24 protein-coding genes and 5 pseudogenes are annotated in these 24152 nt (G+C 69.7%); 9 read left to right on the top strand and 20 right to left on the bottom strand.

Annotation, left to right across the window (positions count from 1 at the left end; all coding sequences use genetic code 11):
• The first annotated feature begins 136 nt into the window (after positions 1-136).
• Positions 137-1147, top strand: coding sequence for a ScbA/BarX family gamma-butyrolactone biosynthesis protein (locus ACFVYK_RS13705; protein ID WP_389772710.1), 1011 nt, complete (start codon positions 137-139; stop codon positions 1145-1147).
• 278 nt (positions 1148-1425) lie between these two features.
• Here the strand turns inward: ACFVYK_RS13705 and ACFVYK_RS13700 are convergent, their stop codons facing one another.
• On the bottom strand, positions 1426-2076 hold the full coding sequence (locus tag ACFVYK_RS13700) for a ScbR family autoregulator-binding transcription factor (RefSeq protein WP_389772707.1): 651 nt from the start codon (positions 2074-2076) through the stop codon (positions 1426-1428).
• Positions 2077-2236: 160 nt separating this feature from the next.
• Here ACFVYK_RS13700 and ACFVYK_RS13695 point away from each other — a divergent pair, with 160 nt between their 5' ends.
• On the top strand, positions 2237-3211 hold the full coding sequence (locus ACFVYK_RS13695) for a ScbA/BarX family gamma-butyrolactone biosynthesis protein (protein ID WP_389772704.1): 975 nt from the start codon (positions 2237-2239) through the stop codon (positions 3209-3211).
• An 11-nt stretch (positions 3212-3222) separates the two neighbouring features.
• On the opposite strand, the gene ACFVYK_RS13690 is transcribed toward ACFVYK_RS13695, so the two are convergent.
• Positions 3223-3813 (bottom strand): TetR family transcriptional regulator, encoded by a 591-nt coding sequence (locus ACFVYK_RS13690; protein WP_389772701.1) that lies wholly within the window; start codon positions 3811-3813, stop codon positions 3223-3225.
• Between the two features lie 140 nt (positions 3814-3953).
• Here ACFVYK_RS13690 and ACFVYK_RS13685 point away from each other — a divergent pair, with 140 nt between their 5' ends.
• The 4 genes and pseudogenes from ACFVYK_RS13685 to ACFVYK_RS13670 form a co-directional block, all read left to right on the top strand.
• A complete protein-coding gene (locus ACFVYK_RS13685; protein WP_389772698.1) occupies positions 3954-5045 on the top strand; it encodes an acyl-CoA dehydrogenase family protein in 1092 nt (363 codons plus the stop codon).
• On the top strand, positions 5042-5761 hold the full coding sequence (locus tag ACFVYK_RS13680) for an HAD-IB family hydrolase (RefSeq protein ID WP_389772696.1): 720 nt from the start codon (positions 5042-5044) through the stop codon (positions 5759-5761). The genes ACFVYK_RS13685 and ACFVYK_RS13680 overlap by 4 nt, the downstream gene beginning before the upstream one ends.
• Positions 5762-5782: 21 nt before the next feature.
• Positions 5783-5986 (top strand): helix-turn-helix domain-containing protein, encoded by a 204-nt coding sequence (locus ACFVYK_RS13675; RefSeq protein ID WP_389772693.1) that lies wholly within the window; start codon positions 5783-5785, stop codon positions 5984-5986.
• A gap of 96 nt (positions 5987-6082) precedes the next feature.
• Positions 6083-6211: pseudogene (locus ACFVYK_RS13670) on the top strand (DDE endonuclease); the annotation flags it as partial.
• 236 nt (positions 6212-6447) lie between these two features.
• Here the strand turns inward: ACFVYK_RS13670 and ACFVYK_RS13665 are convergent.
• The 3 genes from ACFVYK_RS13665 to ACFVYK_RS13655 form a co-directional block, all read right to left on the bottom strand.
• Entirely contained in the window at positions 6448-6981 is a 534-nt protein-coding gene (locus ACFVYK_RS13665; protein WP_389772690.1) for a hypothetical protein, read from the bottom strand.
• A 261-nt stretch (positions 6982-7242) separates the two neighbouring features.
• Positions 7243-7557: a hypothetical protein gene (locus ACFVYK_RS13660; RefSeq protein WP_389772687.1), complete on the bottom strand. Its 315-nt coding sequence runs from the start codon at positions 7555-7557 to the stop codon at positions 7243-7245.
• Between the two features lie 4 nt (positions 7558-7561).
• Positions 7562-7861: a phosphotransferase gene (locus tag ACFVYK_RS13655; protein ID WP_389772685.1), complete on the bottom strand. Its 300-nt coding sequence runs from the start codon at positions 7859-7861 to the stop codon at positions 7562-7564.
• Between the two features lie 275 nt (positions 7862-8136).
• Between ACFVYK_RS13655 and ACFVYK_RS13650 the strand changes: the two are divergent.
• Positions 8137-8345, top strand: a pseudogene (locus ACFVYK_RS13650) (transposase); the annotation flags it as partial.
• Here ACFVYK_RS13650 and ACFVYK_RS13645 read toward each other — a convergent pair.
• The 4 genes and pseudogenes from ACFVYK_RS13645 to ACFVYK_RS13630 form a co-directional block, all read right to left on the bottom strand.
• Positions 8346-9881, bottom strand: a complete 1536-nt coding sequence (locus tag ACFVYK_RS13645) for a hypothetical protein (protein WP_389772683.1) — start codon at positions 9879-9881, stop codon at positions 8346-8348.
• A 451-nt stretch (positions 9882-10332) separates the two neighbouring features.
• Positions 10333-11961, bottom strand: a complete 1629-nt coding sequence (locus tag ACFVYK_RS13640) for a PHB depolymerase family esterase (protein ID WP_389772680.1) — start codon at positions 11959-11961, stop codon at positions 10333-10335.
• 465 nt (positions 11962-12426) lie between these two features.
• A complete protein-coding gene (locus tag ACFVYK_RS13635; RefSeq protein ID WP_389772678.1) occupies positions 12427-12549 on the bottom strand; it encodes a helix-turn-helix domain-containing protein in 123 nt (40 codons plus the stop codon).
• A gap of 76 nt (positions 12550-12625) precedes the next feature.
• A pseudogene (locus tag ACFVYK_RS13630) lies at positions 12626-12877 on the bottom strand (IS3 family transposase); the annotation flags it as partial.
• Between the two features lie 333 nt (positions 12878-13210).
• On the opposite strand from ACFVYK_RS13630, the gene ACFVYK_RS13625 reads away from it, so the two are divergent.
• Positions 13211-14338 carry a serine hydrolase domain-containing protein gene (locus ACFVYK_RS13625; protein WP_389772676.1) on the top strand — a complete coding sequence of 376 codons (1128 nt, stop codon included), beginning with the start codon at positions 13211-13213 and terminating at the stop codon, positions 14336-14338.
• Positions 14339-14380: 42 nt separating this feature from the next.
• Here the strand turns inward: ACFVYK_RS13625 and ACFVYK_RS13620 are convergent.
• The 4 genes and pseudogenes from ACFVYK_RS13620 to ACFVYK_RS13605 form a co-directional block, all read right to left on the bottom strand.
• Positions 14381-14867: pseudogene (locus tag ACFVYK_RS13620) on the bottom strand (lamin tail domain-containing protein).
• A gap of 316 nt (positions 14868-15183) precedes the next feature.
• Complete coding sequence (locus tag ACFVYK_RS13615) at positions 15184-15591, bottom strand: hypothetical protein (RefSeq protein WP_389772673.1); 408 nt, start codon at positions 15589-15591, stop codon at positions 15184-15186.
• 128 nt (positions 15592-15719) lie between these two features.
• Positions 15720-16604 carry a PaaX family transcriptional regulator C-terminal domain-containing protein gene (locus tag ACFVYK_RS13610; protein ID WP_389772670.1) on the bottom strand — a complete coding sequence of 295 codons (885 nt, stop codon included), beginning with the start codon at positions 16602-16604 and terminating at the stop codon, positions 15720-15722.
• Positions 16601-17236 carry a GNAT family N-acetyltransferase gene (locus tag ACFVYK_RS13605; RefSeq protein ID WP_389772667.1) on the bottom strand — a complete coding sequence of 212 codons (636 nt, stop codon included), beginning with the start codon at positions 17234-17236 and terminating at the stop codon, positions 16601-16603. The genes ACFVYK_RS13610 and ACFVYK_RS13605 overlap by 4 nt, the downstream gene beginning before the upstream one ends.
• Before the next feature lie 185 nt (positions 17237-17421).
• On the opposite strand from ACFVYK_RS13605, the gene ACFVYK_RS13600 reads away from it, so the two are divergent.
• Entirely contained in the window at positions 17422-18393 is a 972-nt protein-coding gene (locus tag ACFVYK_RS13600) for an alpha/beta hydrolase family protein (protein WP_389772665.1), read from the top strand.
• 495 nt (positions 18394-18888) lie between these two features.
• Here ACFVYK_RS13600 and ACFVYK_RS13595 read toward each other — a convergent pair whose 3' ends face one another.
• The 7 genes and pseudogenes from ACFVYK_RS13595 to ACFVYK_RS13565 form a co-directional block, all read right to left on the bottom strand.
• Positions 18889-19266, bottom strand: a complete 378-nt coding sequence (locus ACFVYK_RS13595; protein WP_389772837.1) for a fic family toxin-antitoxin system, toxin component — start codon at positions 19264-19266, stop codon at positions 18889-18891.
• A complete protein-coding gene (locus tag ACFVYK_RS13590; RefSeq protein WP_389772663.1) occupies positions 19266-19505 on the bottom strand; it encodes a hypothetical protein in 240 nt (79 codons plus the stop codon). The genes ACFVYK_RS13595 and ACFVYK_RS13590 overlap by 1 nt, the downstream gene beginning before the upstream one ends.
• Before the next feature lie 604 nt (positions 19506-20109).
• Positions 20110-20478, bottom strand: a complete 369-nt coding sequence (locus tag ACFVYK_RS13585; RefSeq protein WP_389772660.1) for an STAS domain-containing protein — start codon at positions 20476-20478, stop codon at positions 20110-20112.
• Complete coding sequence (locus tag ACFVYK_RS13580; protein WP_389772834.1) at positions 20475-21920, bottom strand: PP2C family protein-serine/threonine phosphatase; 1446 nt, start codon at positions 21918-21920, stop codon at positions 20475-20477. Before ACFVYK_RS13580 ends, ACFVYK_RS13585 begins: the two co-directional genes overlap by 4 nt.
• Before the next feature lie 339 nt (positions 21921-22259).
• Positions 22260-22316 (bottom strand): annotated as a pseudogene (locus ACFVYK_RS13575) (hypothetical protein); the annotation flags it as partial.
• 68 nt (positions 22317-22384) lie between these two features.
• Complete coding sequence (locus ACFVYK_RS13570; RefSeq protein WP_389772657.1) at positions 22385-22732, bottom strand: peptidase inhibitor family I36 protein; 348 nt, start codon at positions 22730-22732, stop codon at positions 22385-22387.
• Positions 22733-23435: 703 nt separating this feature from the next.
• Positions 23436-23780, bottom strand: a complete 345-nt coding sequence (locus tag ACFVYK_RS13565) for a hypothetical protein (protein ID WP_389772655.1) — start codon at positions 23778-23780, stop codon at positions 23436-23438.
• Between the last annotated feature and the right edge of the window lie 372 nt (positions 23781-24152).

Here is a 24152-nt window from a genome sequence, read left to right as displayed (position 1 = left end):
CTCGTCGCTTGAAACCCCTAGCAATATACCTTCGCAGAGGTATATTTTCTCGTCGTGATCAGCGGTCACCCGGCCTGCCCCATGCGGCGGGGTGACCGCGCCTTGGGGACATCGCACAAGGGGGAGTGGTTTTCGCATGTCCATCAGCGCACCGCCAAGGTACCTTCCGGCACGACGGACAACGCCGACGGCCTCTGGCCGCAGACTCTCGTTCAGCCGTCAACTGCCGCCCGGCGCCGTCCACAAGGCCTCCGCGTCGGAGGTCTTCCTCACCGACGCCCGCCGGACGGAGGAAGACCGTTTCACGGTGGCCGCCCTGTGGCGCCGCGACGGGTTCCTCCATCACGACGGGAACAGCAGCCGAACCGATCCGCTGCTGCTGGTGGAGACGGTCCGCCAGGCGCTCATCCATGTCTCGCACCGCTTCTACGGCATACCGCAGGGGCATCCGTTCGTCCTCAACGCCCTCGAGTTCGATCTGCAGGGCAGTGGATCGACGGCCGGCCACGAGGGTCCGGTCCCTGTCGTCCTCGACGTCGCGTGCACGCGGACGGCAAGGACTCCGCGCCGCCTCGGCATGACCCTCGAAGCCGTGGCGTCGGTCGACGGCGCCCGCATCGGCCGGGTCCGCATGCACTGGGAGATGCTGGACTCCAGGCTCTACGCGATGGCCCGCGACCGCACGAGGCAACAGGCGCAAGCCCGGCCGGCCGAAGTGCTCCCCGAGGGGCTCCGGCGGCTCGACCCCCGTCAGGTGGGATACGGGCACGACGACCATGTGCTGCTCGCCCGGGACCCCGGGGGTCCCCACGGCGCGTTCTGGCTGGACATGAACCTCGGTCATCCGGTGCTTTTCGACCACCCGTGCGACCACGTACCGGGCATGGTGCTCCTGGAGGCGTTCCGACAGGCCGTGGCCGCCTTGGGCGCTCCGTCACGGCCCACCCTCACGCGTGTCGCCGCGGTCTTCAAGACGTTCGGGGAGCTGGACGCGCCGGTGCGCATCACCGTGCGGCCCGGGCCCGGCCGGGCGGCCGGACCGCGGAGTGCGGAGGTCACCGCCGTACAGGGAGACACCACCCTGGTCTCCGCACACGTCGCGTACCAGGTGCCGCAGGGCCTGACGCGCCGTGAGGCGGCGGCTTGAGGGACGTCACCGGACCGGCAGACGTCTTCTCCCTCCGCCCACCGCATCGGTGCCGGTAGGCGAGACGTGCCTGTGGTGCGCCATGTTGTTCGCGGTGCACCGGGGGCTCGCCTCCCACCCTTTTGGACGAGGGCCGGCCGGCGGACGGTGGCCGAGCGGTGCCGACCGAGAACTGGGCCCGGATCGCCGCTGCCCGTCCGCTGCCCGTCCCCTGTCGGGGTCGCCGCGGGTGCGCGCGGAGCACCTGCGGCCCATGGCCAGGAGCAGTGCTCAGGTTGTCAGGAGCGGTGCCCGGGGAAGAGGCATTGCAGGGTTTCCTCGGCCCGCTCCACCAGATCCTTGCGGTCGTTGAGCACCCAGGACATGTGCTGTGCGCCGAAGAACGCGGACAGCAGCACCCGGGCCAGCACCTCGGGATCGGCACCCGGGCTCAGCTGGTCCTCCTCCTCGGCGCCGGTGAGGAACTCGGTGAGCGCCTCGAGCGCCCCCACGTAGGGCGTGGGCAGCGAGGAGTCGATGTAGCGACGCTCGATCTGCAGCCGCGCCCCGGCCTGGATGACCGGGTCGTCGCGGAAGAGCACGGCGTTGCGGCGCACGAACTCGATGGCCCGGTCCAGCGGCGTGCGGTTCTCGCGGCGCAGAGCCTCCGTCACCTCGCCGACCCGGCCGTAGAACTCCTGGGCGACCGCGACGGCGAGCGCCTCCTTGTTGGCGAAGTGGAAGTAGACCGCTCCCTTGGTCAGGCCGGCTCGTTCGGCGACGTCGAGGACGGTGACCTCCGGAAAGCCCTTCGCGGCGAAGGCCTCCGCAGCGGCTTCCAGGACGCTCTCCCTGGTGCGGGCCGCGCGGTCCTGCTTCAGCGGCTCGCCCTTGGCGTTGGTCGCGGCCCGGCGCGTACGCACCGGGCGCGATTCCGATTCCCTCGCCACCTTGGCCCTCCATGTCCTCTTCGCGCGGAAAGTCTCATATGTGACCGTCCCTGGAATCCCCCTTGCATCATACCTTCCGGGAGGTATATTTTTTCGCCAGCACCGCCTGCTAGCGAACACCGATTCGTCAGCCTGCGCGCTTGTCACCATAGGGGGAACCATGCAGATTCATGCTGCGCTGCCGACTCTCAAGCCCGAACTGACCTTCCCGCAACCCGTTCCGCGTCATCTCGTCCACCGGGCGGCCATGGCGGAGGTCTTCGTGACCGATGCCCTGCCCGTCGGGGACGACCGCTTCCCGGTCGCCGCCCGGTGGCCGCGCGACCACTCGCTCCACCACCCGGACCGCCTCGGCTTCAGCGATCCGCTGCTGGTGGCCGCAACTCTGCGACAGGCCTCGCTCAACCTCGCGCACCGCTGGTACGGCGTCCCGCTCGGCCACCGCTTCATCGGCTTCGGCCTCTCCTTCGAGGTCACCGACCACACCGCGCCGCGCATCGGCCGCACCCTGCCGCCCGTCATCCTGGATGCCGCCTGGCACCGTTCGGAGGAGCGGTCCCGGCGGTCGGAGGTACGGCTGGACGTCGCCCTCGGCATCGTGGGCCGCGAGTTCGGCCGGGGCAGCCTCCGCTTCGCCGCCGTGGACGAGCGGCGCTACCCGTTGCTCCGCCACCGCGGTGCCCCCTCCGTGACCGCCCCGGAGGAAGCGGCGCACCCGCTGAGCGAGCGGGTGCCGGCCCGGCGGGTGGGCCGGCTGCGCGCCAACGACAGCGTCCTCGAACGCTCCTCCCGCGGCCGGCGGATGTGGGCCGGCCGCGACCACGCGATCCTCTTCGACCACCCTGTCGACCACATGCCGCTGGCGGCCCAGCTGAAAGGCGCCCACCGACCAGGCCACATGCTCACCGCCGAGGACCGGCCCGGGAACGGCGGCGCACCGCGGGTTCTGACCGGTCCGCCTGGCCTTCGCCGAACTCGATCGGCCCGTCGACCTGGTCGTCCGCGAGCAGCAGCCGCACGGAGCGGCCTCCCGGCTGCTCCTGACATCGCCCGGGGCGGCACGGTCGTCAGCACGGTCGCCATGACCTGGAGCGACCGGAGTGACCAACCGGACGGCCTTTCCCACGCCGCCTGACCGCCGGGGCCTCATCCCGCCCCTTTGGTGGCGAGCTTCGCCAGGACACTCCACATGTTCCGTACGCGCTGCGGGAGTTCCTCCCCGCTGAGCTCGCCCGACGCGTGGTAGGCGCCGAACAGCAGGGCCACCGTCAGGTCGGCGAACGCATCGAGGGGCAGCGCGACATCTAGCCGGCCTGCGGCCTCTGTCTCCCGGAGCAGCTTGCGGGACATCTCCTGGACGCTCGCCAGCAGCACCGAGGGCTTGCCGCCGGCCCGGAACTCCTCGTCGGCGAGGCGCAGTGCGGCCTGCAGGCGCACGTCCGCCGAGATGCGTTCGGCCACGGAGCAGATGAACTCCCCGAGTTCGGCCAATCCCTGGCCCTGTCTTTGGCCGATATCGCCGAGCAACTCCTCGACCACCGCCTCCAGGTGGCGCCGCAGCGCCGCGGCGAGGTCCTGCTTCGACGAGAAGTGCCCGTAGAGGGCGCCCTTCGTCAGGCCGGTCCGCTCGACGACCTGCCCCAGGCTGGCATCGGAGTAGCCGAAACGCACGAATTCCGCGGCCGCAGCGTCGAGCACCAGCTCATAGGTCCGGCGGGAACGCTCCTGCTTGGGCATGACGTAGCCCCTTTCTCCGACTGGCACCCCCGATCAACAGTAAAAATACCTTCTTGCAGGAATTTTTGAAACCCGTCGGGCGTCCTGTCGGTCCCCGATCTCCGTCCACTCTCCATCCACTCCATCCCAGGAGCCGAGCTGTGAACACGACCGCACCCGTCGCCCCCGCTTCCTCGTGGTCGGTGCGCGACCACGCCGCCGAGGCCGACGAGAGCCGCCGCCTGCACCCGGAGACCGTGTCGGCCCTGACCGAAGCGGGTTTTCCCCGGCACTTCGTCCCCGCAGCCTGGGGCGGCCACGAGGGAACCTTCACCGAACTGCTGCTGAGAACCGCCGAACTCGCCGAGCAGTGTGCCTCCACCGCCTGGTGCGCAGGGCTGTGGGCCGCGCACGGACGGTTCGCCGCCTACCTGCCGCCCGAGGGGCGACGGGACCTGTGGGCAACGTCGCCCGATGTGCGCATCTCGGCAGCCGTGGTGCCCCCCTCCGGCGCGGCTGTGCCCACCCCCGACGGCTGGCTGCTGCAGGGTGAGTGGCGGTGCGTCAGCGGCGTGACAGAGGCCGACTGGCTGCTGCTGGCCGTGCCCGAACCCGAGGGCGAGCCCGGGACCGGCCCTCTCGTCCTCGCGGTACCCGCGGAGGCGGCGACCGTGCTCGACACCTGGAACAGCACCGGCCTGCGCGGCACCGGCAGCCACTCGGTGAAGGTGGCCCCACTGGAGGTCCCTCGCCACCGCGCCTTCCCGCTGACGGAGATGCTGCGCGGCACCCCCGGCCCGGGGCGGGCCCGTTGTCACACGGTCCCCGCCCACCTCGGCGGCCCCGTGATCCTCGCCGCGCCGGCGCTCGGCGCGGCCCGCCTCGCGCTGCGCGCCTGGACGGCCCGGGCGGCCGAGCGGCTCGGGGGGCCGGGGAGCTCGGCACGGGAGGTGCTCGCCCGCTCCTCCGCCGAGATCGACGCCGCGGGGCTGCTGCTGGAACGGGCCGCGCACCGGGCGGACACCGAGCAGGGCGCCCTCGCCGTGGCGGAGAACCGCCGCGACGTGGCCTTCGTCGTCGACCTCCTGGTCACCGCGGTGGAGCGGCTCTTCCGCAGCGGCGGCGCCCAGGCCCACGATGCCGCCGGCGAACTTCAGCGCTGCTGGCGCGATGTGCACACGAGCGCGGCACACGGGGCGCTGCGCCTGGAAGCGGCCGCGCACGAGTACGCCGAGGCGGTGCTGGGCCGGTGAGCGCTGCCGGTCGTGGCCTGCGGGGGCCGCACACCCTGGTCTTCAGCGACGTCGACGAGACGCTGATCACGTGCAAGAGCCTCTTCGATTTCCTCGTCTACTACCGGCAGCAGCGGTACGGCCCCACCGCGGCCGCCGGCGCGACCGCGCTGCGCGCGGAGCTGGCGGCCCGAGCCGCCGCAGGCGAGCCGCGGGAGCTGCTCAACCGGGCCTACTTCCGGGCCTGGCAGGGGGAGTTGGTGAGCGAGGTGACCGCCTGGGGTCGACGGTGGTTCGCCGAGCGCGCTCGGGAGGGCGGCTTCTTCCGCACCGAGACACTGGCGGCACTGCGTTGCCATCTCGCCGACGGCGCGGCGGTGGTTCTCGTCTCCGGCTCCCTGCCGGCCGTCCTGGAGCCGATCGCCGAGGCGATCGGCGCGGCCGAGGTCGTCTGCGCACGGCCGGCGGCGCACCGTGGCCGGTTCACGGGGGAGTTGCTGGGGCCGCCGATGATCGGAACGGCCAAGCGGGAGGCCGTACGGGCCGTGCTGGACAGGTACCCGCAGGTGGCCGTCGCCGACTGCTACGGCTACGGCGACCACGTCACCGACCTGCCCATGCTCACCGAGGTCGGACATCCGGTGGTCGTCGGCGGCTCGCCGGAGCTGCTACGGCTTCTGCGGGTGTGTACAACTACTGAGGTTTTCGTCTTGTCGTCGGGTGGTGACGGTTCATGATCTCTGCGGTATGCCGGTGGTGTGCGTTATCCGGAGGGCGGGGGCCTGACCGCTGAGCGTCGGACTTTTCGGGGTGGATGCGGCTGCGGGCCGGGTGAGAGGTTCGCGGCGGGCGAGAAGACCGCGGTGATCGCGAAGGACCTGCAGGTGAGTGTGCGGTCGGTGGAAAGCTGGCGCCGTGCCTGGCGCGAGGACGGCATGGAGGCCCTGCGTGGCCGAGGGTAGAAGCCTCGCGGCGGCCCACGGGGCCTGGATCGTCTTCGAGGACGAGTCCGGATTCTCCATGACGCCGCCTCGCGCGCCGAGCCGGTAGTTGACCGACGCACCTGGGGCCGACGCGGACACACCCCCGTCACCCGGGTGACAGGCCGGTCCCGACGCAGGACCTCGGTCGCCGCCCTGTGCTGCTACAAACCGGGCGTGAAAAGCCGTCTCATCCACCGGCTCCGCAACCACCTCCTCCTCACGGTCGCCAACTACCGGCGCCGCTACCCGGCCGCGGGGTCGTCGGGCGCGCGGACCAGCGTGCGGTTAGCAAGAAGCGTGAGTTCGGGTCGGTGGACGACGCCGTGGTGGCGGCCATGCGGCAGCCCAGTTCACCTTCGGCGAGCCTGTCGCCGTAGGGGTCAGACGACGTAGGGGCCAGACGATGTGGGGACTGTGACGCGACCGCAGGGGCGGTGTGATCAGAAGTCCGAGATCCCCGGGTCGTCCGCACGCGGTGCCGGCCACCGTGGACCGGGCCGGGCGGGTGGGGCCGGCCTCGGGCGCTGTGTGCGGACGCGGCGCAGATGCTCCAGCGTCAACGCCGCCGGGACACCGGCCAGGAGGAGGGAGAGCCCCACCGGGAGCACCCCCGACCACAGCGTCGGTGACACGTAAGCGGTGCCGGACGTGCCGTCCACCCACCGTGCACGGACCGGCTGCGAGCGGACGTCGCCCTCGACGGTGACGTCAAAGGACGCGTTGCCGTCGTCTGAGGTGAAAGTGCCCGAGCACGACGTCGATGTTCCCGCGTTGGCCACGGCGTTGTCGTACGTGCGGCAGCGGACTTCGGTCACGGTCCCGGGCTCGCCCCACAGCGCCGCCCGCAGCTCTCCGGTGAAGTTCGTCAGCATGACGTAGGCCAGAAACAACCCGACCAGGCAGGCCAGCGCCAGCCACCAAGCGGGTCCGTCCTGCTCCGCTTGCCCGTCCGAAACGTCCGCACCCTCGCTCATCCCCCACCCCCCGGGTTGCCGACAGACCTCCATGGTGACCGCTCCGGAGCACCCCCGGAAGCCCTTGTGGAAGAGGCCGTCAACCGGCTCACGGCCGAGAGCTCCCTCCTCGTCGCGGCAGCGGCCGGCAACGCGGGCCGGGTCAGCGCGCGGGCGACGGCCTGGTCGTGCCGGCGCAGCTGAAGGTCCTGCCTCTGTCAGGTGGCCGCCACGTAGGTGAGGAGTTCGGCCGCCGCACGCTCTGAGACGAGGGTCGGATCGTCAGTCCAGGACTGCGTTGAAAGTCCTGCGGTTGGCCAAGGTGTAGGCGTGCTCCCTTTCGGACCACCGGATGCGCTCGGCGATCTCGTGATCGTCAGCGACGTGCGGAGACGGGTGCATGAGGTGGTGGCGCCACCACCGGGCATTGCGCATCTGGCGGTCGAGCGCGGCATCGATGAGACGTGAGCGGAAGGCGTCGTCGAGTCCGTACGCGCCTGCGAGGATGCGTACCTGTTCGGCCTGGTCGGCGGCGCCTGGAGCGTCGGGCTTGGAGGAAATGCACCAGGTCCACGCCATGTAGTCGAGGTCTTCCAAGGGATCACCGGGGGCGCTCGAAGTCGATGAAGGCCACCGGGACGTCGTCTGCGAAGACCGTGTTGTTCGGCCCCGGGTCGTGGTGGCAGACGACGGGATGCCGACCGGCCAGGCGGCTCGCGCGGGTGGGGTCGTGAAAGGCGCGGAGCAGGGAGTCGGCGGCAGCCACCTGAGGGTCTGTCCAGCGCTGGAAGCGGGCGGGCACCCAGCCGGGAAGGTAGCTGAGGATCTCGCGGTCGACCTCGTCGAACCCGAGATGACGCGGAGCGCCGGTGCAGCCCTGCCGTCGAAGGTCACCGAGCAATTCGGCGACGAACGCGGACGACGCGGTGACCGGCCGACGGACGGTATCGCCGATCCTGCGATCCGACGCCCGCTCCCGCAGCGAATTCCTCGCCCTAGCCCGACGAGGGACCGGAGAGATCATCGTTTAGGGCACGCCCGTCACCGAGTCCCAAGACCTCGCACAGCTCAACAACTTCGGGCCGGGCGATGCGGCGGTGGCCGTTCCAGCTCATCTCATCGTGCCACTCGCCCAGTGGGCCCTGCAGACCACACGACGGCACGATCCAGCCGCGCAACGAGCAGAACCTGCAGCAGTTCGTGAACCAGTCCACCTGGAATCCGGTGTCGGTGCGCCGGCGGATCGCTGAGCGGCTGGTGCCGCCGGTCGGCCCGGACGCCTGGGCGGTCGACGGCGTGTCGTTCCCCAAGGACGGACGGTGTCCGTCGGCGTCGCCCACCAGTCCTGCGGTGCGCTGGGCAAGCAGGCCAACTGCCGGGTCGCGTCACTCGACGGGGGGAGCGTCCTGGACCTCTCGGTGCGCTTCGTCAACGCCCGCGGTGTCGGGGAAGAAGCGCAACTCCTCGACACGACCCAGCTGGACGAGGAGGTGAGCCAGCCGGAAGTCCCCGTGCAGGTCGTTGTCCTGTGCCGCGCGCAGCTCATCGAAACGGCCCAGCTCCGCCAGCAGGCGAGCCATCTGCTGGTCACTTGATTCCCGCGCACCGGGAACTCGGGCGGCAGCCCGTCGGACAGCGACGGCATCGTCGATGCGACCCTCGTCGAGGAGTAGCTTGACGAGTCTGTCGGGGCTGTGGGGGTGGGCCTGGAGGAGGGTGATGGCCTCCTCCACCTGTCCCTGCCCGGCCAGGAGGTCGGCCAGCCTCAAAACGGCATAGGCGTCGTCGGAGTCGGCGAGCGCCCGCAGTCGGTCGATCCGGCCATGCTCGGCAAGCATCTGGGCCAGCCGGTAAGGAGCATGCCAGTCGTTGGGCTGCGCCTCGGTGCGGTCGCCCCATATGGCGATGGCGTCGTCGATACGGCCCTGGTCGGTAAACAGATGGGTCAGTCTGTAAACGGCGAGAGTGGAGCTTTCACCGACGAGCGCGCGCAACTGGTCGACACTGCCCCGCTCGGCCAGCAGATCGATGAACGCGGACAACTCGCGCTCACTGCGCGGATGCTCCAGCTCACGGGCCAGAGCGACGGCGGCGTACGTGTCACCGTCGTCAACAAGGGCCCGCAAGTCTCCCCTACTGTGCTTCTCCCTCAGCCAGAAGATCAGGTTGTTGCGGGCGTAGCTGTCGCCCGCGTCGGCTCGGGTCCGCAACTCCTCCACACGGTCCTGCTTCGCCAGCATGCGGGCCAGGGCATCACAGGCCGCCTCCCGCCCCCCGCTACTGTCGCCGGTATCGGCACGCGTCCGCAGCTCGTCGAGACGGCCGTGTTCCATCAGCAGGTGAGCCAGCCTGTCGGCGCCGTAACTGTCGTCGGCGTCGGCACGGGCCCGTTGGACGTCGAGAGCCTCGTCCACACGGCCGTGGTCGATCAGCAACGTGACGAGCAGGACGGTAAGTGAATCCGCGTCGCTGGGAGATGTGTCGGCCGTACCGAAACTGGCCTGCGCCGCGACGGCATCGTCGAAACGTCCCCCGTCGACCAGCGCAACTACCAACTTCTTCGCGGCGTCCAGGTTTCCGCCCTCGGCGCGGGCCTGTAGTTCATCGAGAGCGCCCAGCCCTGCCAGCGTGGCGTACAGCAACTGGGCCACGATGGGTGAGCTGCTGGTTTCGGCAAGATCGCGCAGTTCATCGATCCGGTCCTGCGCTGCCAGCAGACGCGCCAGATGCTCGGCCGCATGCCTGTCGCCCGCATCGGCCCGGGCACGCAACTCATCGCCGCGGCCCAGCTTTGCCAGCAACTCCCCCAGCCGGTACGCCACGCGGTGGTCGCCCGCGTCGAAGCGCACCTGTAGTTCCCTTATCTCGCGCTTGATGGACCGGCGCTTGCTGAAACGGCCATAGTTCACGATTGACACCATGAGGTCTCCGTGCCCTGGCCACAAGGACGAGAATGCACTGGGTCAGCTGCTCTGAGTGATTTTGAAAGGCCAGCCGTCGCCCCTTTGCCAGTACCGGCGCCTCGCGAAGACCCGCCTGCGACCTCGCTCCGCCCCGTCAGCCAAAGAAAAAGACCTCTTACTGGATCCTGGTCGTGACCGCCCTGAACGCGGCAGGGTCCGGCTCGTCACCGATGTCGGCCCCCACCCCTGTCCCATGCCCCGGGCGTCCGGCTCCCTGGAATGGGTGCGACGCCGGCACACCGGCGACGGCTGGTGGGGCTGACAACGCCGCGGCCCCGGAGAGACGGCCCGCTCCGTCTTCCGGAGACGGACGCTCACAACCGGCCTCACACCCGGCCGGATCACACGGCCCTCAGGTCCGGAACAGCAACAGCTGTTCCGGACCTGAGGGGTTCGCCTCGGAGGCCGACTATCCGAGGGTCCACTGCTGGTTGCTGGCGCCGCTGCACGACCAGAGCTGCACCGGGGTTGCGTTGGCGGTGGAGGCCCCGCTCACGTCCAGGCACAGGCCGGACTGGACGCCGGTGATCGTGCCGTTGGGGTTGACGTTCCACTGCTGGTTCGGCTGGCCGCTGCAGGAATAGACGATCACCTGGGTGCCGTTGGTGGTGCCCTTGCCGCTGGCGTCCAGGCAGAGGGTGGTGCCCCCGACCGTGACCGTCAGCTCGTTCGCCGAGGTGTGCGTCCAGGTCTGGTTGGGCCGGCCGTTGCAGCTGTATATCTGCTGCTGGGTGCCGAAGGTCGTCGTCGAGTTCGGGTCGTCCAGGCACTTGCCCGCGCCCACGGCGTGGAGCGGTCCCGTGGTGGCGGTGGTGATGCCGCTGACGGTCCAGGTGAAACGGGTGCTGCCGGTGGCGCCGGTGGTGTCGGTGGCGCTCACGACCACGCTGAACGTGCCGCCGCTGCTGGGCGTGCCGGAGATCAGGCCGCCGGCGGAGATCGACAGGCCGGGGGGCAGGCCCGTGACGCTGTAGGTGAGGGTCTGGCCGGCTGCCGAGTCGGTGGCGCTGATCTGGAGCGCGCGGATCGCGGTGCCGGACACGGCGGTCTGGTCGCCCGGGTTGGTGACGGCGACGGTGTTGCCACCGGTCGAGCCGCTGCCGTCCAGGCCCATGAAGTGGATGGCGTAGGCGGCCATCTGCGTGCCCTGGATCGGCAGCTGGTGCCCGGCACCCACCATGCTGTACGTCTCGACCTGCGTGCTGCCGGAGCTGTTGTTGTACCGGGCCCGGTTCCAGTTGGTGACCGGGGTGTCCCTCGACGACGGGGTCTGACTCACCCCGAGCACGTTCGCCCACTGCTTGGTCTCTTCACCGAGGTTGTTGTAGTTCAGGGTGGTGTCGGCGGTGCCGTGCCACAACTGCACGCGGGGACGCGGCCCGGTGTAGCCGGGATCGGCGTTGCGCGCCAGGTCGCCCCACTGCTGCGGGGTCATGGAGACCTGACCCCCAGCGCAGGGCCCGTTCCAGCCGCGCACAGTACCCGTGTAGAAGCAGTGGTAGGGCACGCCCATGAACGCGGCGCCCGCCTTGAACACGTCCGGGTAGTCCGCGAGCATGACGTTGGTCATCATCCCGCCCGACGACTCGCCGGTGACGTACACGGCGTTGGGGTTCCCGCCGTAGTGCTGCTCGGTGTAGGTGATCATCGACATCAGCCCGACCGGGTCACTGCCGCCGTTACGCCTGAGTGCCTGGTCGGACGAGACGTCCCAACAACTGCCGCTCGGGTTGGACGAGGGGTAGATGACGATGAACCCGTTCTTGTCCGCCAGCGACCCGAAGTCGGTGCTGGAGTAAAGGTAGGGCCCGGAGCCCTGGCAGCCGTGCAGCGCGAGCAGGATCGGCGGGTTCGCCTTGACGCTGTTCGGCACGTACACGTACATCTGCAGATTGGTCGGGTTGGCGCCGAAGTTCGTGACCTGGGTCAACGAGGCCGCGGCGGCCTGGGGCGCGGCGGACAGGCCCACACCGACAGCCGCGACGACCGCCAGGAGCAGGCCGAACAGGCGGAACCGCAGGTACCGTATTCGTGCCATGGGATCTCTTCCTCCACGGTTCTGTTAGCGCTAACAGTGCAGCATCGCTTTCCACCGTCACACTGTCGCCAGATCCGCCGTTGGCTGCCGCACCACACCGGGCCCTCCGCCAAGCAGCTCCACTTGAGCCCATTCCCTGCTCGACAAATCACCCGAGGGACTTCCCTGAGCGACGCCATGACGCCCGACCAGGGCGGATGGTGATCGGGGCCCGACGGTGGCGGACCCCCCAGAAGTGGGCCGGTCGTCCACGCGGGATCCCTGCACTTCCCGACGGGTGGGGCGGATGACAGAACCGGGGCAGGGTTGGTCCTCAGGTCACATTGAGCACTCCTGAAGAAGAAGGCGATCACTCACGAGATAGTGAGCGCTCACATTCAGCTGTGGGGGGGTCAGGTGTGTAGTCGGGCATCCCGGGCGGTGCACCGATGGAACGCCGAGATGACACTGACACATCCCGCCGCGCTACCTCAAGGGGCGCGCAGCGCCGATCGCGATCGTCGACGCCGCACGATCCAGGCGGTCGACGACGGCCCGGTAGGACGCGCCGGCACAAAGCCCACGTGAGATCTCTTCCCGCTCGCCCATGGTCGAGCTTCGGCGCGCGCTGTGCGGGGTGCGGGAGCGATCCCTCCGTAATGCTTGAGGACGGTGAACACCGAGCCCGGAGTTCGGCGTTCTCCGCCTTCAGGCGCTTGAACTCTGCAGCCTCGTCCGAGGTCACGCCCGGACGCTGGCCGGCATCGACTTCGGCCTTGCGGAGCCAGGTCCGCACCGTCTCAGCAGCACCGATGCCCACCTTTGCGGCGACCGCCTTCATCGCGGCCCACTCCGTCGGGTAGTTGGGGCGGATCGCCGCGGCCATGCGCACCGCACGCTCACGAAGCTCAGGAGGGCAGGGGGACGGACGTGCCACGACTCGATCCTCTCAGGGAATCGAGCCTCCATCAGACCCGGAGCGGTTCACCACCTCGCTCCTCGTTCAGATCCTGTCTTTGAACCCCCGTAGCGCACCCGGCCGGCGGGGGGGGTAACCCCACCTTCAAGCAGGTGGTTGGCGGTATCCCGGTCCGGACCTTGATCGAAAATACTGGGTCCAGATCAGGTCGTCCCCTACCAGTGACGGGAATTCTTCTTGTACGAGCACGGATACGCAGCCAACGGGTCACGTACGTCCACGAGGGGTGGCCGCAGCCGGGGGGAGCACAGGCTGCGGGTCGCGGTCGTCGGGGCGGTCGCCACGGTCGTGATGAGCGCCGGTCTCGCCCTGCCGGCGTCGGCTGTCGGCAGGGCGGATGCTTCCGCGACACGAGGCGGGCACGCGGCCACCCAGGCGGCCCTGGACTTGGCCGTCCAGGACGGGGCGCCCGGGGGCATCGTGCTCGCCGAGCAGGGGCGCGACATCTGGGCGGGAGATGCGGGCACTGCGGATCTGGCAACCGGCCGCAAGCCGCAGGCCGATGACCGCTTCCGGGTCGGTTCGATCACCAAGACGTTCGTGGCCACGTCGATGCTCCAGTTGGAGGAGGAGGGGAAGCTGAGCCTGGACGACACGGTGGACCACTGGCTGCCGGGCCTGGTGCAGGGCAACGGGCACGACGGCGGCGAGATCACGCTACGGCAGATCCTCAACCACACCAGCGGCATCTACAGCTACACCGATGACGAGGCGTTCAAGCGCAAGGAGTTCGGCACCGACTTCCTCAAGTACCGCTACGCCACCTGGACGCCCCGCCAGATCGTCCGACTCGCCATGACACACCGGCCGGCCTTTGCCCCCGGCGACGACTGGAGCTACTCCGACACCAACTACGTCATCGCCTCCATGGTGATCCAGAAGGCCACCGGCCACTCCTACGCCCACGAGATCGAGCAGCGCATCCTGCGCCCCCTGCACCTGGACTCCACCAGTCTGCCGGGCACCCGCGCCCGCGTCCCCGGACCCAGCGGACGCGCCTACTCGAAGCTGACCGGGGAGCTTGCCGGACCGGGAGAGCCGAACAGCGCGATCTACGACGTCACCGAACTCAACCCCTCATTCGCGGGTGCCGCAGGAGAGATGATCTCCAGCAACCAAGACCTCAACCGGTTCTACCGGGCCCTGCTCTCCGGTCGGCTTCTGGAGGAGCCTCAACTGAAGGAGATGATGACGACCGTCTCGATCAAGAACATGCCCACCTTCTCCTACGGCCTGGGACTGATGAGGATGACGTTGTCGTGCGGTACCGAGATATGGGGGCACAACGGCGGGATTCAGGGCTCCATCTCGCAGACTATGACGACGGCAGACGGAGATCACGTGCTGTCGCTGAACTTCAACGGCGACTGGAACATCCACGAACAGCGCCTCGTCGACGCCGAATTCTGCGGTGTCTGAACTTGACTCGGGGATCTTGAAGGCGTCGCGAAAACAGGCGGGTCAGTCGCGGCCGCCGCGGCGGTGGCCCCACGAGGCAGCCTCGACGAAGCGGCCGTGGTCGTTGCGCAGGGTCGCGGTGTCGTGGTCGTGGTCGTTGTTCCACACGTAGGCGCGGCGGTCCCGGTAGACGTCGGTGCGAGTGTCGCGGCCCTCACCGGTGTGGACACGGACGGTGGCGCGGCCGGCCAAACGGTAGTGCTCGAAGGTGTAGCGGTGCCCGGAGTGGTCGGTCAGGGTCCACCCGTCGAGGCTGACCGCGCTGCGGGTGGTGTTGGTCAGCTCCACCCACTCCTTGTTCAGCGACCGGTTGGAACGGTCGTCACGTCCCGGTTGGAACGGTCGTCACGTCCCGGCGAGTCGTAGTGAACGGCGGAGATCTCCACTTCGCCTGTTCCGGACGGTGGTCGGCCCCGGACGCCGGCAGCGCCGCCACGGACACGAGGGCGCTGGCCGCTAGCGCGGCGGCGGCCGGACGGCGGGCGGTGATAGAAGCAGAAACGGACCCGTTCGGTCCCGCTCCTTATAAGACCAGGTCAACGCCCTGCTCCCGCAGCTCGAAACGTCAGCCCCCTCAGTCCCGCCGGGCCTCACGCGCACACGAGGGCGAGGCTTGAGTGTCTTGAGCAGAGCAGCTGATAACTACCAGGCTGAGTCCCGTCAGTCCCGTCAGTCCCGTCAGTCCCGTCAGTCCCGTCAGTCCCGTCATCTAGACAGCAGAGGCGCTGACCTGCAGTTTTGCTGAGGGACTGAGCCGCGGGACTCAAACCAGCGATTCGTTGGACCCGTGACGTGCGAGTGCAGGCTCAGTGACCGTGGTCCTGCCGGCGAGGCCTCGATCGAGCAGGTCGCCGACACCGCTCCCCTAGACACCGCCGACGGTCCCTCAGGATCGGCCGGGGGTGCCGGTCCGGTCGGGTGTAGAGGCGGTAGTCGGCCTCCAGGCCGCGCGCGGTCTTCGGCTCGCTGATGTTCAGGCGGTGGGTGGAGATGGCGGCGGCCACGATTCTGTCGTCCAGGCCGGGGTCGTGGCGGCGGCCGCGCAGAACGAGGGCGAGGTGACGGCGGGCTTCGGCGAGCAGGTGCCGGCGGTGGAAGCGACCGCCTTCGTTCATCAGGATCACCGTCGCGGTGACCTCGATGGCCGCCAGAGCGACGTCGACCACGGCGGCGACCCGGGCCCGGATCGCGACAGCCGCGGCATGTCGGAGCACGCACGAACGTGCGCCGGTCGGTACGGATCAAAGTGCACCACCTGATCGGATGCCCGTCGGTCCGACAAGAGCGGGTGCTCTCTTGGTGCCGTAGCCCAACGGGCTTGATGTGGGCCTTCCGTTCTGTCTCAGCGCGTGGCCCGGGCTGCTGCTTCTCGGGTGATGTCGGTGTAGAGGCGGAAGAGGGCCGGGCGGCCTTCGCCGTGGCCTCGTTCGTGCAGGGCTGCCCAGCACTGGGCGATGAGCTCCCGGGCCTGGGTGCCGGGCCAGGGCTGGGGCAGGAGCTGAGGCGGCAGCAAGGGGTCGGGCTGGATGGAGCGGGTAAGTTCGGCGGCCAACTCAACCGCGATGGTGAGGAGTGCGGACGGGGAGAGTAGGGCACCGTCGGTGAGCCGGGCGAGGCGTGGCTGGGCGATGCGGATGAGGCGGTGGTAGCGGTCGGCGATCTCTTGCAGGGGCCACAGGCGGCGGGCGAGTTCGGCAGCCGCTTTGGTGTCACCCCTGCGTAGATCCGTCGTGGTGAGGAGGGTGAGCGCGCCGTGGACGCCCAGGCGGTGGGCCGCCTCTTCGACGTACGGCTCCCAGGTGTTGGCGCAGACATACAGTCCGCCCTGGAGCGGGGCGCCGCCGAGGTGGACGAGTGTCTCGCGCAGGGAGTCCCGGGCGGTGCGCTCCGATTCCGGCATCGCGAAGGCGGCCAGGTGCCAGATGCCGTCCCAGGGCGCGAGCCCGGCGTCCTGCTGGAATGCGTGCCGGAGGAAGTCGGCGTTGGGGACGAGGGCACGCGTGGTGTCCGCGGTCGCGTGCAGCTTCGCCTTGCGGCCCCGGCCCTCGTGGGTGAACCGGCCTTCGACCACAAGGCGTTTGATGCACAGCCGTACCTGCTGGTCGCTCATGCCCAGGGTGTTGGCGATGGTGTACAGCTCGTCCGCGCTGACGGTGCCGTCCTCGCGGATCAGTGCGTGGACGAGCAGGCGGGTGGGGACCTCGACGTGGTCGGCTTCGGCGCTCACAGTTCTCTCGCTCCTGTGTTCGCGACGGGGCGGTGCATGGTGGTCACCGCGCCGAAACCCAGCAGCCTGCGCAGGCAAGGAATCTGCTCGGTCCGTACGGCCGTGAAGCCGCGCCGCTCGTAAAGGGCTCTGGCGCGCGGATTGGTGTCGATCACGTCCAGTCTGACCTCCCGGCAGTCCTGCTCCGCCGCGACGGCGGCCACTTCCTCGATGAGCAGGCTCCCGACGCCGCGGCCGCGTACATCTCGGTCCACGGCGATGCCGTCCATGACGAGTTGCCCGGGAGCCGGATGGCGTTCGAGCAGGACGAGAAGCAGGAGTCGGTGCAGTCCTCGCAGGTGTCCGTATGCGCGCAACACGGCGGAGGCCGATCCTCCGGTGAGGGCCCGGCCACCGAGCTGGTAGCCGGCGAGGCCGACGAGCCGCCCGTCGAGGAGTGCGCACACCGCGCGATCTGCGTTCAGGTGGGCGGCGATGAAGGGCACCGCCTTGTCCGCCGGGTTCAGCGCGGGGCCGAGTTTGCGGCCGAAGGCGTCCCAGTACAGCTCGGCCGCTCGCCGCTCGGCTCCAGCCGGAACACCCCGCCGCACTGTCACCGCTCCAGCGCCCGTGGCCGTTTCGTCCAGTCCCATGCCCGTGCCCCCTTTCTCACTGCAATCAGCCTCTGAATCTATCACGCTTGCTACGATCGTTTTTCAAGCGATAGTTCCAGGCTGGTACACCTGAACAAAGGCGGTCAGATCCCATGTGCCCAACAACCAAGCCCCGGCCGCGAAAACTCCGCATTGCCGTGTGGTCACTCGTCAGCGTCCTGGTCGTGACCACCGGTCTTGCCGGTGTGGTGCTGTGGCAGAACTCCTACGACATGGACGAGCAGCGGGTTTCGATCCGCCACGGCCGCCACACCCTCAACGGCGTACTCGCCACGCCCAAGGACGGCCGCAAGCGCCATGGCCTGGTCGTGTACCTACACGGCGACGGACCCGTCGACGCCACCCACGACGACGGTTACAAGCCCATGTGGGAAGCGAACGCCAAGGCCGGGTACGCCTCCCTGTCCTGGGACAAGCCCGGAGTCGCCGGCGCCCCCGGCGACTGGCTCGACCAGTCCATGGACGACCGGGCCGACGAGGCCGCCGCCGCCATCGCCTGGGCGCGCGCCCGCCCGGACATCGACGGCGACCGCATCGGGCTCTGGGGCGCCAGCCAGGCGGGCTGGGTCCTGCCGAAGGTCGCCGCCAAGACGCTGGTGAGCTTCGTCATCGCCGTCTCCCCCGCCATCAACTGGCTCCAGCAGGGCCGCTACAACCTCCTCGCCGAGCTGCGCGCGGACGGGGCATCGGCAGCCCGTATCAAGGGCGCGATCGCCAGGAGCGACGCCACCCGCCGGCTGCTGAAACGCCAGGCGCCGTTCGAGGAGTACGTCAGCTCCATGCAGGGCGACACGGACGGCATGACCGCCGACCGCTGGCGCTTCATCTCCAAGAACTACACTGCAGACGCCACGCAAAATCTCCGCGCCCTGCGCGGCGTACCGGTGCTGCTGGCCCTCGCGGGCCATGACATCAACGTGGACACCGCTGACACCGAGCGCGTCTACCGCAAGACGCTGGACGCAGGCGGCACATTGACGGTCAAGCGCTACCCCGACGCCGCCCACTCACTGCTCAAGCACTCCATCGAGCAGTCCGACCTCAAGACCACGCTCACCGCACTCTTCTCCCCCCGCAAGCTCTTCGCAGAAGGATTCCTGGACCACCAACGGCAGTTTCTCCAGGAACTCGGCTGAGGCAGCAAATCCACTCCCGACACCCACACCCCCGCGAGTCCGACCACGGCACCTGGTGCACGTTCGCGTGCACCACCCGGTGCACTGTGAAGCGAACGCCGACACGGCAGGGGCGTACTCGAGGAGGGAGTTGATGAGGTCGACGGCCACCCTGAGGTGAGGATCGCGCTCGCCTTCCACCATGCGCGCAGTGTGCGAGCTGCTGGGTCTCCTGCTTGGGCGGTCGGGTCTTGCGGGCGGCGATCTCGTTCAGCTTGGCGCGGGCCCGTTCGGAGACCACGGGCAGGAACTTCAGCTCGCGATCCGGTCGCTACGCCGGGAGGTCCAGCGGATCAGCTCGTGCGCCACCCCGGCAATCCCCATCACCGGCCGGCGCCCCGGCAAGAACCCGCAAGGACGTCCGTGAGGCGGGGCGGGGCCGGGCCAGGGCGCTCGCACGTCCGGAGCCCATGCTGGTTCAGTCCAGGTCGTTCCACGTCCACGGGCCTGCGGGCGTCAGGTGGTTGTGGGCCAGGTCCGCAGCAGAGCGGCGATCTTACCCGCGGTGCAGGCGGGGTCAAGGAGCAGATCCTTCAGGGCGATGGCGTCCTCACGACCGGGCTTGACGGAGATCCCGGCGGCTTCGAGGTACATGACGCCGGACGCGGCGGCGACGGCCATGTTGGAGCGCTCCAGCCAGCGGCACCGGCCCAGCGAGTGCATCAGGGCGGCGGCTTTGGCGTAGGGGCCGCCGTAGACGGGCTGCTCGAAAATCTCGGCCCGGTGGCGGGCGACCGCCGAGACGGGAACGCCGTAGTCGTCGGGGGCCGGGTCGTCCGCGCCGGCGGCCTCCGCGACTTGCAGGATCCAGGGAACGTCGATGTGCAGGTCCATCACGCCGCGCGTGCTCCCCGGGGTGCCTGCTGGGCTTGTTCCGCCTCGTCGAAGACCGCCTGGTGTTCGGCCAGAAAGCGGGCGGCCGCGTCCACCGCTCGGGCGCGCAGGCCGGTGGCATCGTCCTGTACCAGCCTGGCGAGGTAGTCCCCGATGCTCAGTCCCAGGTCGGCGGCGCGCTTCTTCGCGAGTTCGGCCACGTCCTCATCCACGCGCGCGCCCAGTTGTGTCTTCGCCATACCGCCATGGTAACAGCTGTTACCGGGATAGGCGGGTCGCCGACGGAACGGTGGTCCCCTGCGTCCAGTCCCCGTCGAAGAGAGCGGGCGACAGGCGCTCATGGGGACAGCTGTTGCGCGATCCGGCGCCCGGCATCACGTCTCAGGACGCCTGAGTGCTCAGGACCGCTCAGACCGCCGATCACCCACGCGCGCATCGCCTGGCTCCCGTCCGCCGCCCGGCGGGCGGCCGGTCTGCCGCGGGGAGGCCGGTGCGTCGGCCCCCACGGCGCGTGATGTTCCCTGGGCGGTGGGGTCGAGCGCAGAGGCCCCCGACGCGCAACGAGAATCGTGCTGTTCGTGTTCCACGCGGTACGCGGGTGTCGCCGCTGGCAGCAGCCGCCCAACTGGCCGTCGACGAGCGCGGCCGTGTCGTCGTCGACGCTGCGCTGCGTTCGGTCTCGCACACCGCAGCTCGGCGTGTAGCGCCATGGCGGAGCGGATGAGCGCGCGTCGCGACGAGTACGTTGGTCGCGGCGCGCGTTTGGCCATGCCCCGACGCCGGCCGCGGTAGAAAGGCGGGCTGTGCGGTGCCGGCCGGCTATCGACTGGCGAACGAGGGGTTTCAGGCGGTGGTGCGGTTGCCTTGGCGTGCGGCGAGCGCGGCGTCGGCGCTGGAGTAGGCGGGCAGGAAGGTGTCCATCCCGGTGACGCTGAGCAGGCGGCCCAGCCGGTCGGGGATGGCCGCCAGGGTCAGGGAGCCGTCGGCGTCCTTGGCGCAGCGCCAGATGCCGACGAGGGCGCCCAATCCTGAGGAGTCGCAGAAGGTGACGCCTGAGAGGTCGGCGAGCAGGTCGGGGTGGCCGTTCGCGATGAGTTCCAGGGCGCGGGCCCGTACGGCGGGTGCGGCGGCGATGTCGAACTCGCCGGACAGGACGATCACAGCCAGGGCGCCGTCGGTGTGCGGGACGTCGATGTGGAATGCGTCGGTCATGGGCGTGGGTTCTCCTGCCCGACGCAGACGTCGGCGGTCGGGGCGGCGGCGCTGTGGACGGTGGTGGTGATGCCGACGGGCGCAGCATCGGGGGTGGGGACGGACAGGGCCAGCAGGGCCACGTCGTCGCGTTCGGTGTCGGGGAGGGTGTCCAGGAGTGCGACGGTGTCGTCGATCAGGGCGCCGGCACTGACCGGCGCCGACCGCCGGGCCAGGAAATCGGTCAGGCCCGTGTCGGCGAGCATGCGGCCGTCGGCGGTGCGGGCCTCGGTCAGCCCGTCGGTGTACAGCAGCAGTCCCTCGCCGGGTGACAGGTGCAGGGTGAGTGAGGCGAAGGCGGCTTCGGCGAACGCGCCGACCAACATGCCCCCCTTGGCGCGGACCGCCTCCACCCGCACGCCGCCGCCCTCGACGGGGCTCAGGCGGTAGGCGGGCGGGTGGCCGCCGGTGGCCAGTGTGACCGTGAAACCGCCGTCCCGGGCCGGATCGAGCAGGCCGAAGACGGCGGTGCAAAAGCGGGTACCGACCGCCGCGTCCAGCAGCAGCGCGGTGTTCAGGGCTTTGAGCGCTGCCGTGGGGTCCGCGTCGACGAGGGCTGCGGCCCGCAGCGTGTAGCGGGTCAGTGAGGTGATCGAGGCTGCTTCGGCGCCCTTGCCGCACACATCGCCCAGGAAGAACGCCCACCGGCCGCCGCCCACGGGGAAGACGTCGTAGAAGTCACCGCCCACTTCCTGCGGGGAGGCGGTCTTGTAATGGCAGGCCAGCTCCAGGCCCGGTACCGCGGGCAGTGCCGGGGGCACCAGGGTGCGCTGCAGGGTGGAGGCGAACGCGGCGATGGCCGCCTTGTCCCGCTCCGCACGCTGGCGGGCCTCTTCCTCCGCCTGGCGCTTCTCCTGCTCGACCTTGCGGCGCTCCTGCTCGGCGCGTACCGCGTTCAGTGCCGACAGCCGCAGCTCAAGCTGGTCACGCACTACCGCGGCCAGGTCCCCGAGGGTGGAGGCATCGGCCTCGCTGATCTCGCGGGGGCGGGTGTCGAGGACGTTGACCGTGCCCAGGCGGTGCCCGTCGGCGGTGATGATCGGAGCGGCGGCGTAGAACCGCACCCCCATCGGGCCGGCGACCAACGGGTTGGAGCAGGCGACCGGGTCCAGCAACGTATCGGGGATGACGGTGGTGTCATCGGTGAGCACCGCCGAGGCGCACAGGCCCGGATCGCGGCCGATCTCGCTGACGCCTTCCAGCCCGTGCGCGGCCTTGAACCAGATCCGGTCCTCATCCACGATCGTCACCGTCGCCACCGGCACGTCGAACAGCCGTGCCGCCAGCGCCGCGACTCTGTCGTAGGCGCCGTCCGGCGGAGTGTCGAGAATGTCGTAACGACGCACCGCCGCCATCCGCGCCGCCTCGACCGGCGCGGCCACAGGCCCGCTCGGTGCTGTCACAGGCGGGCTCGCTTGCTCCGGCATGTCCCTCGTCTCGTCATCCCCCCCAGGAAGGCACCGACCAGACAGCCAGCACCCCGGAACCCTACCGAACGCCCCCAGCGTCACCGCACATCGGGCACCGCCGAGCGGCCGGTCCACAAGCTTGCGGAAGAAGCCCGTGACCCACGGACGTCCGCGCCCGCGGTCAGCCGACGCGACAGTGCCCACGCACTCCCCCGCCATGGCGCCCGCTCCCGGCCGGTGGAGCCCTCCACTCGGTGGACGATGCCCGGCATCGTCACCTGGGGGCAGGTCATGCGCCTCGTCGAGCGTCAGCGGGCGCAGCCCTTCCGTGTCGTGCTCCACGGGCGCGAGGTCGATCTCGTCGAGGTCGAGGTGGTCGTAGTCGTCCATGAACTGGGCAACGTCGCCGGGCCTCCCGGGCATGACACCCGGGAGGCCCGGCGCAGGGGGCGCGACGGTCAGTAGCCGCAGTTGGTGACCCACTTGTGGGAGGAGATGCGGTCGTTCCACTCCGACGGGATGTTGCCCGATCCCCCATTGGGGGCGCAGGTGGAGGCACCTCCGTAGCCGATGTCCGCGTATAGGCGCACGTCGCCGAAGGAGCCCGGGTAGCCGTTGTTCCACCAGGACGAGGCGCGGTCGTTCATGTTGAAGTCGTCGCCCCAACCGCAGGTGCGCCAGTCGGAGTCGTTGCCGCTCCACCCGCAGGCGGAGCCGCCGCGGTTGGCGTTCTCCCACACCCAGTAGGCGCCGTTGGCGGCCAGGTCGGAGGTGTCGTCCGCGGTGGCGGCACTCGCTGTGGTCAAAGTGGCGGGCACGGTGAGCAGTGGTAGCACGAACGCGTGCCGTGGCGGTGATGCCGGTGGTTGCACGGTGACGCCTCATCGGGGGAGACGCTCCTCTCGCTGTTGCGGTGCTCGCGAACCCCGGTCCGGCCGCTACCCGTTGTTGGCCGCCGGGATGGTTGCACTGAACAATCAATCGCCGAAAAATCCGCCCTGGGAGGTCGAGATCCGCCCGGGGCGGGGAGCAAGGGCGGGAAAAGGCCCGATCCGGGGCCATGGCCCGCAAGGAGCGTCCGCTGGAGGGGACGATGGACCGCTGCTGCGCTTCGCCGACGCCCTGCGCCGATTACGTCACGAGGCGGGATCCCCGCCGTACCGGGATCTGGCGCACCGCGCCCACTACTCGGTGGCCACCCTCTCCAGCCGCCGCCTCCGGGCGGCGGCTGCCCAGCCTGGACGTCACGCTGTCGTACGTGCGGGCCTGCGGCGGCGACCCGCAGGAGTGGGAGCAGCGCCGGCATGCTGTCGCCGTCGAACCCAACCGATCATGTGTTGCGACGATCCCTGCTCTGTGCGGGCCCTGGTCCGGCCGTGGCCCGATCGCGCGCCAACTCGATCGATGACGCGCGATCGGGAGTTCCAGCCCGCGTCGGCGGTCAGGACCGTCAAGTACGCGATCGGCGCAACACGCCGCCCGGACGTCTTGGTCCTGGGGCGAGACTGGCTAGCATTGCGGCAGGTACTGCTGGTCGTGCTGCCAGCCCCATTGGTCGAGGTTCACGTCGCTCACGTAGACACCCCGGTGCCCGGTGTCGTCGTCGGTTTTGAGCCAGATGTCGTCATAGTGGCCGTTGTTGGAGTACCAGGCGCCGTATGTCCAGCAGTAGAAGTAGCTGGTGCCGGCGTACAGGGTGCCCGCGTGCGACGAGGTGTTCGCGTCAGGGCTGTAGTGGGTCCACTGGTCGATGACCGTGGTGAAGTTGTAGGTGGAGGCCGACGCGGGCGCCTGCGGCGCCTGCGGTGCCGCCACCGCCTGGGAGGCGGTGACGAGGAGCCCCGCAGTCGCCATGGCTGCGAGCGTGACAGATATGCGGGAACGTGAACTCATGTTCCTTCTTCCCCTGTGTATGCCGCTGGGTGGTGCCGTAGCGGCAGTCCGTCCCGGGCGGTCAATCCCGGACGGCTCTCAAGGTAGGACAGCCCGCAGCGACCTTCCCAACACTTCAACACTCACCGAAACGTTGAAACCGCCAGGCAGTGACGGTGCCGGGCCGGGCCGGCCTCAAGTCGATGCAGAACCAGGGCATCGAGCCAGTCGGCTCTTTTCACGGACTGCGGTTCTGATTCGCTTTTCGTGAACCGGTCACGGTGGGTCATGCGACGTAGGTCAAAGGCTGTGGTTCCTGTGCACTTCTGTGGCGAGGAAGTCTCGCGCAGCGGA

This window comes from Streptomyces sp. NPDC058291, assembly GCF_042880855.1.
GTDB lineage: Bacteria > Actinomycetota > Actinomycetes > Streptomycetales > Streptomycetaceae > Streptomyces.
Note: the sequence above shows the minus strand (reverse complement) of the source record. Positions and strands in the feature narration are given on the sequence as shown.

Bases quoted from the DNA above. Each gene is read 5' to 3' on its own strand.
- ACFVYK_RS13595 (WP_389772837.1), bottom strand. From the start codon at position 19,266: ATGGACCTGCACATCGACGTTCCCTGGATCCTGCAAGTCGCGGAGGCC.
- ACFVYK_RS13585 (WP_389772660.1), bottom strand. From the start codon at position 20,478: ATGACCGACGCATTCCACATCGACGTCCCGCACACCGACGGCGCCCTG.
- ACFVYK_RS13645 (WP_389772683.1), bottom strand. From the start codon at position 9,881: ATGGTGTCAATCGTGAACTATGGCCGTTTCAGCAAGCGCCGGTCCATC.
- ACFVYK_RS13695 (WP_389772704.1), top strand. From the start codon at position 2,237: ATGCAGATTCATGCTGCGCTGCCGACTCTCAAGCCCGAACTGACCTTC.
- ACFVYK_RS13640 (WP_389772680.1), bottom strand. From the start codon at position 11,961: ATGGCACGAATACGGTACCTGCGGTTCCGCCTGTTCGGCCTGCTCCTG.
- ACFVYK_RS13690 (WP_389772701.1), bottom strand. From the start codon at position 3,813: ATGCCCAAGCAGGAGCGTTCCCGCCGGACCTATGAGCTGGTGCTCGAC.
- ACFVYK_RS13590 (WP_389772663.1), bottom strand. From the start codon at position 19,505: ATGGCGAAGACACAACTGGGCGCGCGCGTGGATGAGGACGTGGCCGAA.
- ACFVYK_RS13625 (WP_389772676.1), top strand. From the start codon at position 13,211: ATGAGCGCCGGTCTCGCCCTGCCGGCGTCGGCTGTCGGCAGGGCGGAT.
- ACFVYK_RS13605 (WP_389772667.1), bottom strand. From the start codon at position 17,236: ATGGGACTGGACGAAACGGCCACGGGCGCTGGAGCGGTGACAGTGCGG.
- ACFVYK_RS13665 (WP_389772690.1), bottom strand. From the start codon at position 6,981: ATGAGCGAGGGTGCGGACGTTTCGGACGGGCAAGCGGAGCAGGACGGA.
- ACFVYK_RS13635 (WP_389772678.1), bottom strand. From the start codon at position 12,549: ATGGGCGAGCGGGAAGAGATCTCACGTGGGCTTTGTGCCGGCGCGTCC.
- ACFVYK_RS13565 (WP_389772655.1), bottom strand. From the start codon at position 23,780: ATGGCGACTGCGGGGCTCCTCGTCACCGCCTCCCAGGCGGTGGCGGCA.
- ACFVYK_RS13705 (WP_389772710.1), top strand. From the start codon at position 137: ATGTCCATCAGCGCACCGCCAAGGTACCTTCCGGCACGACGGACAACG.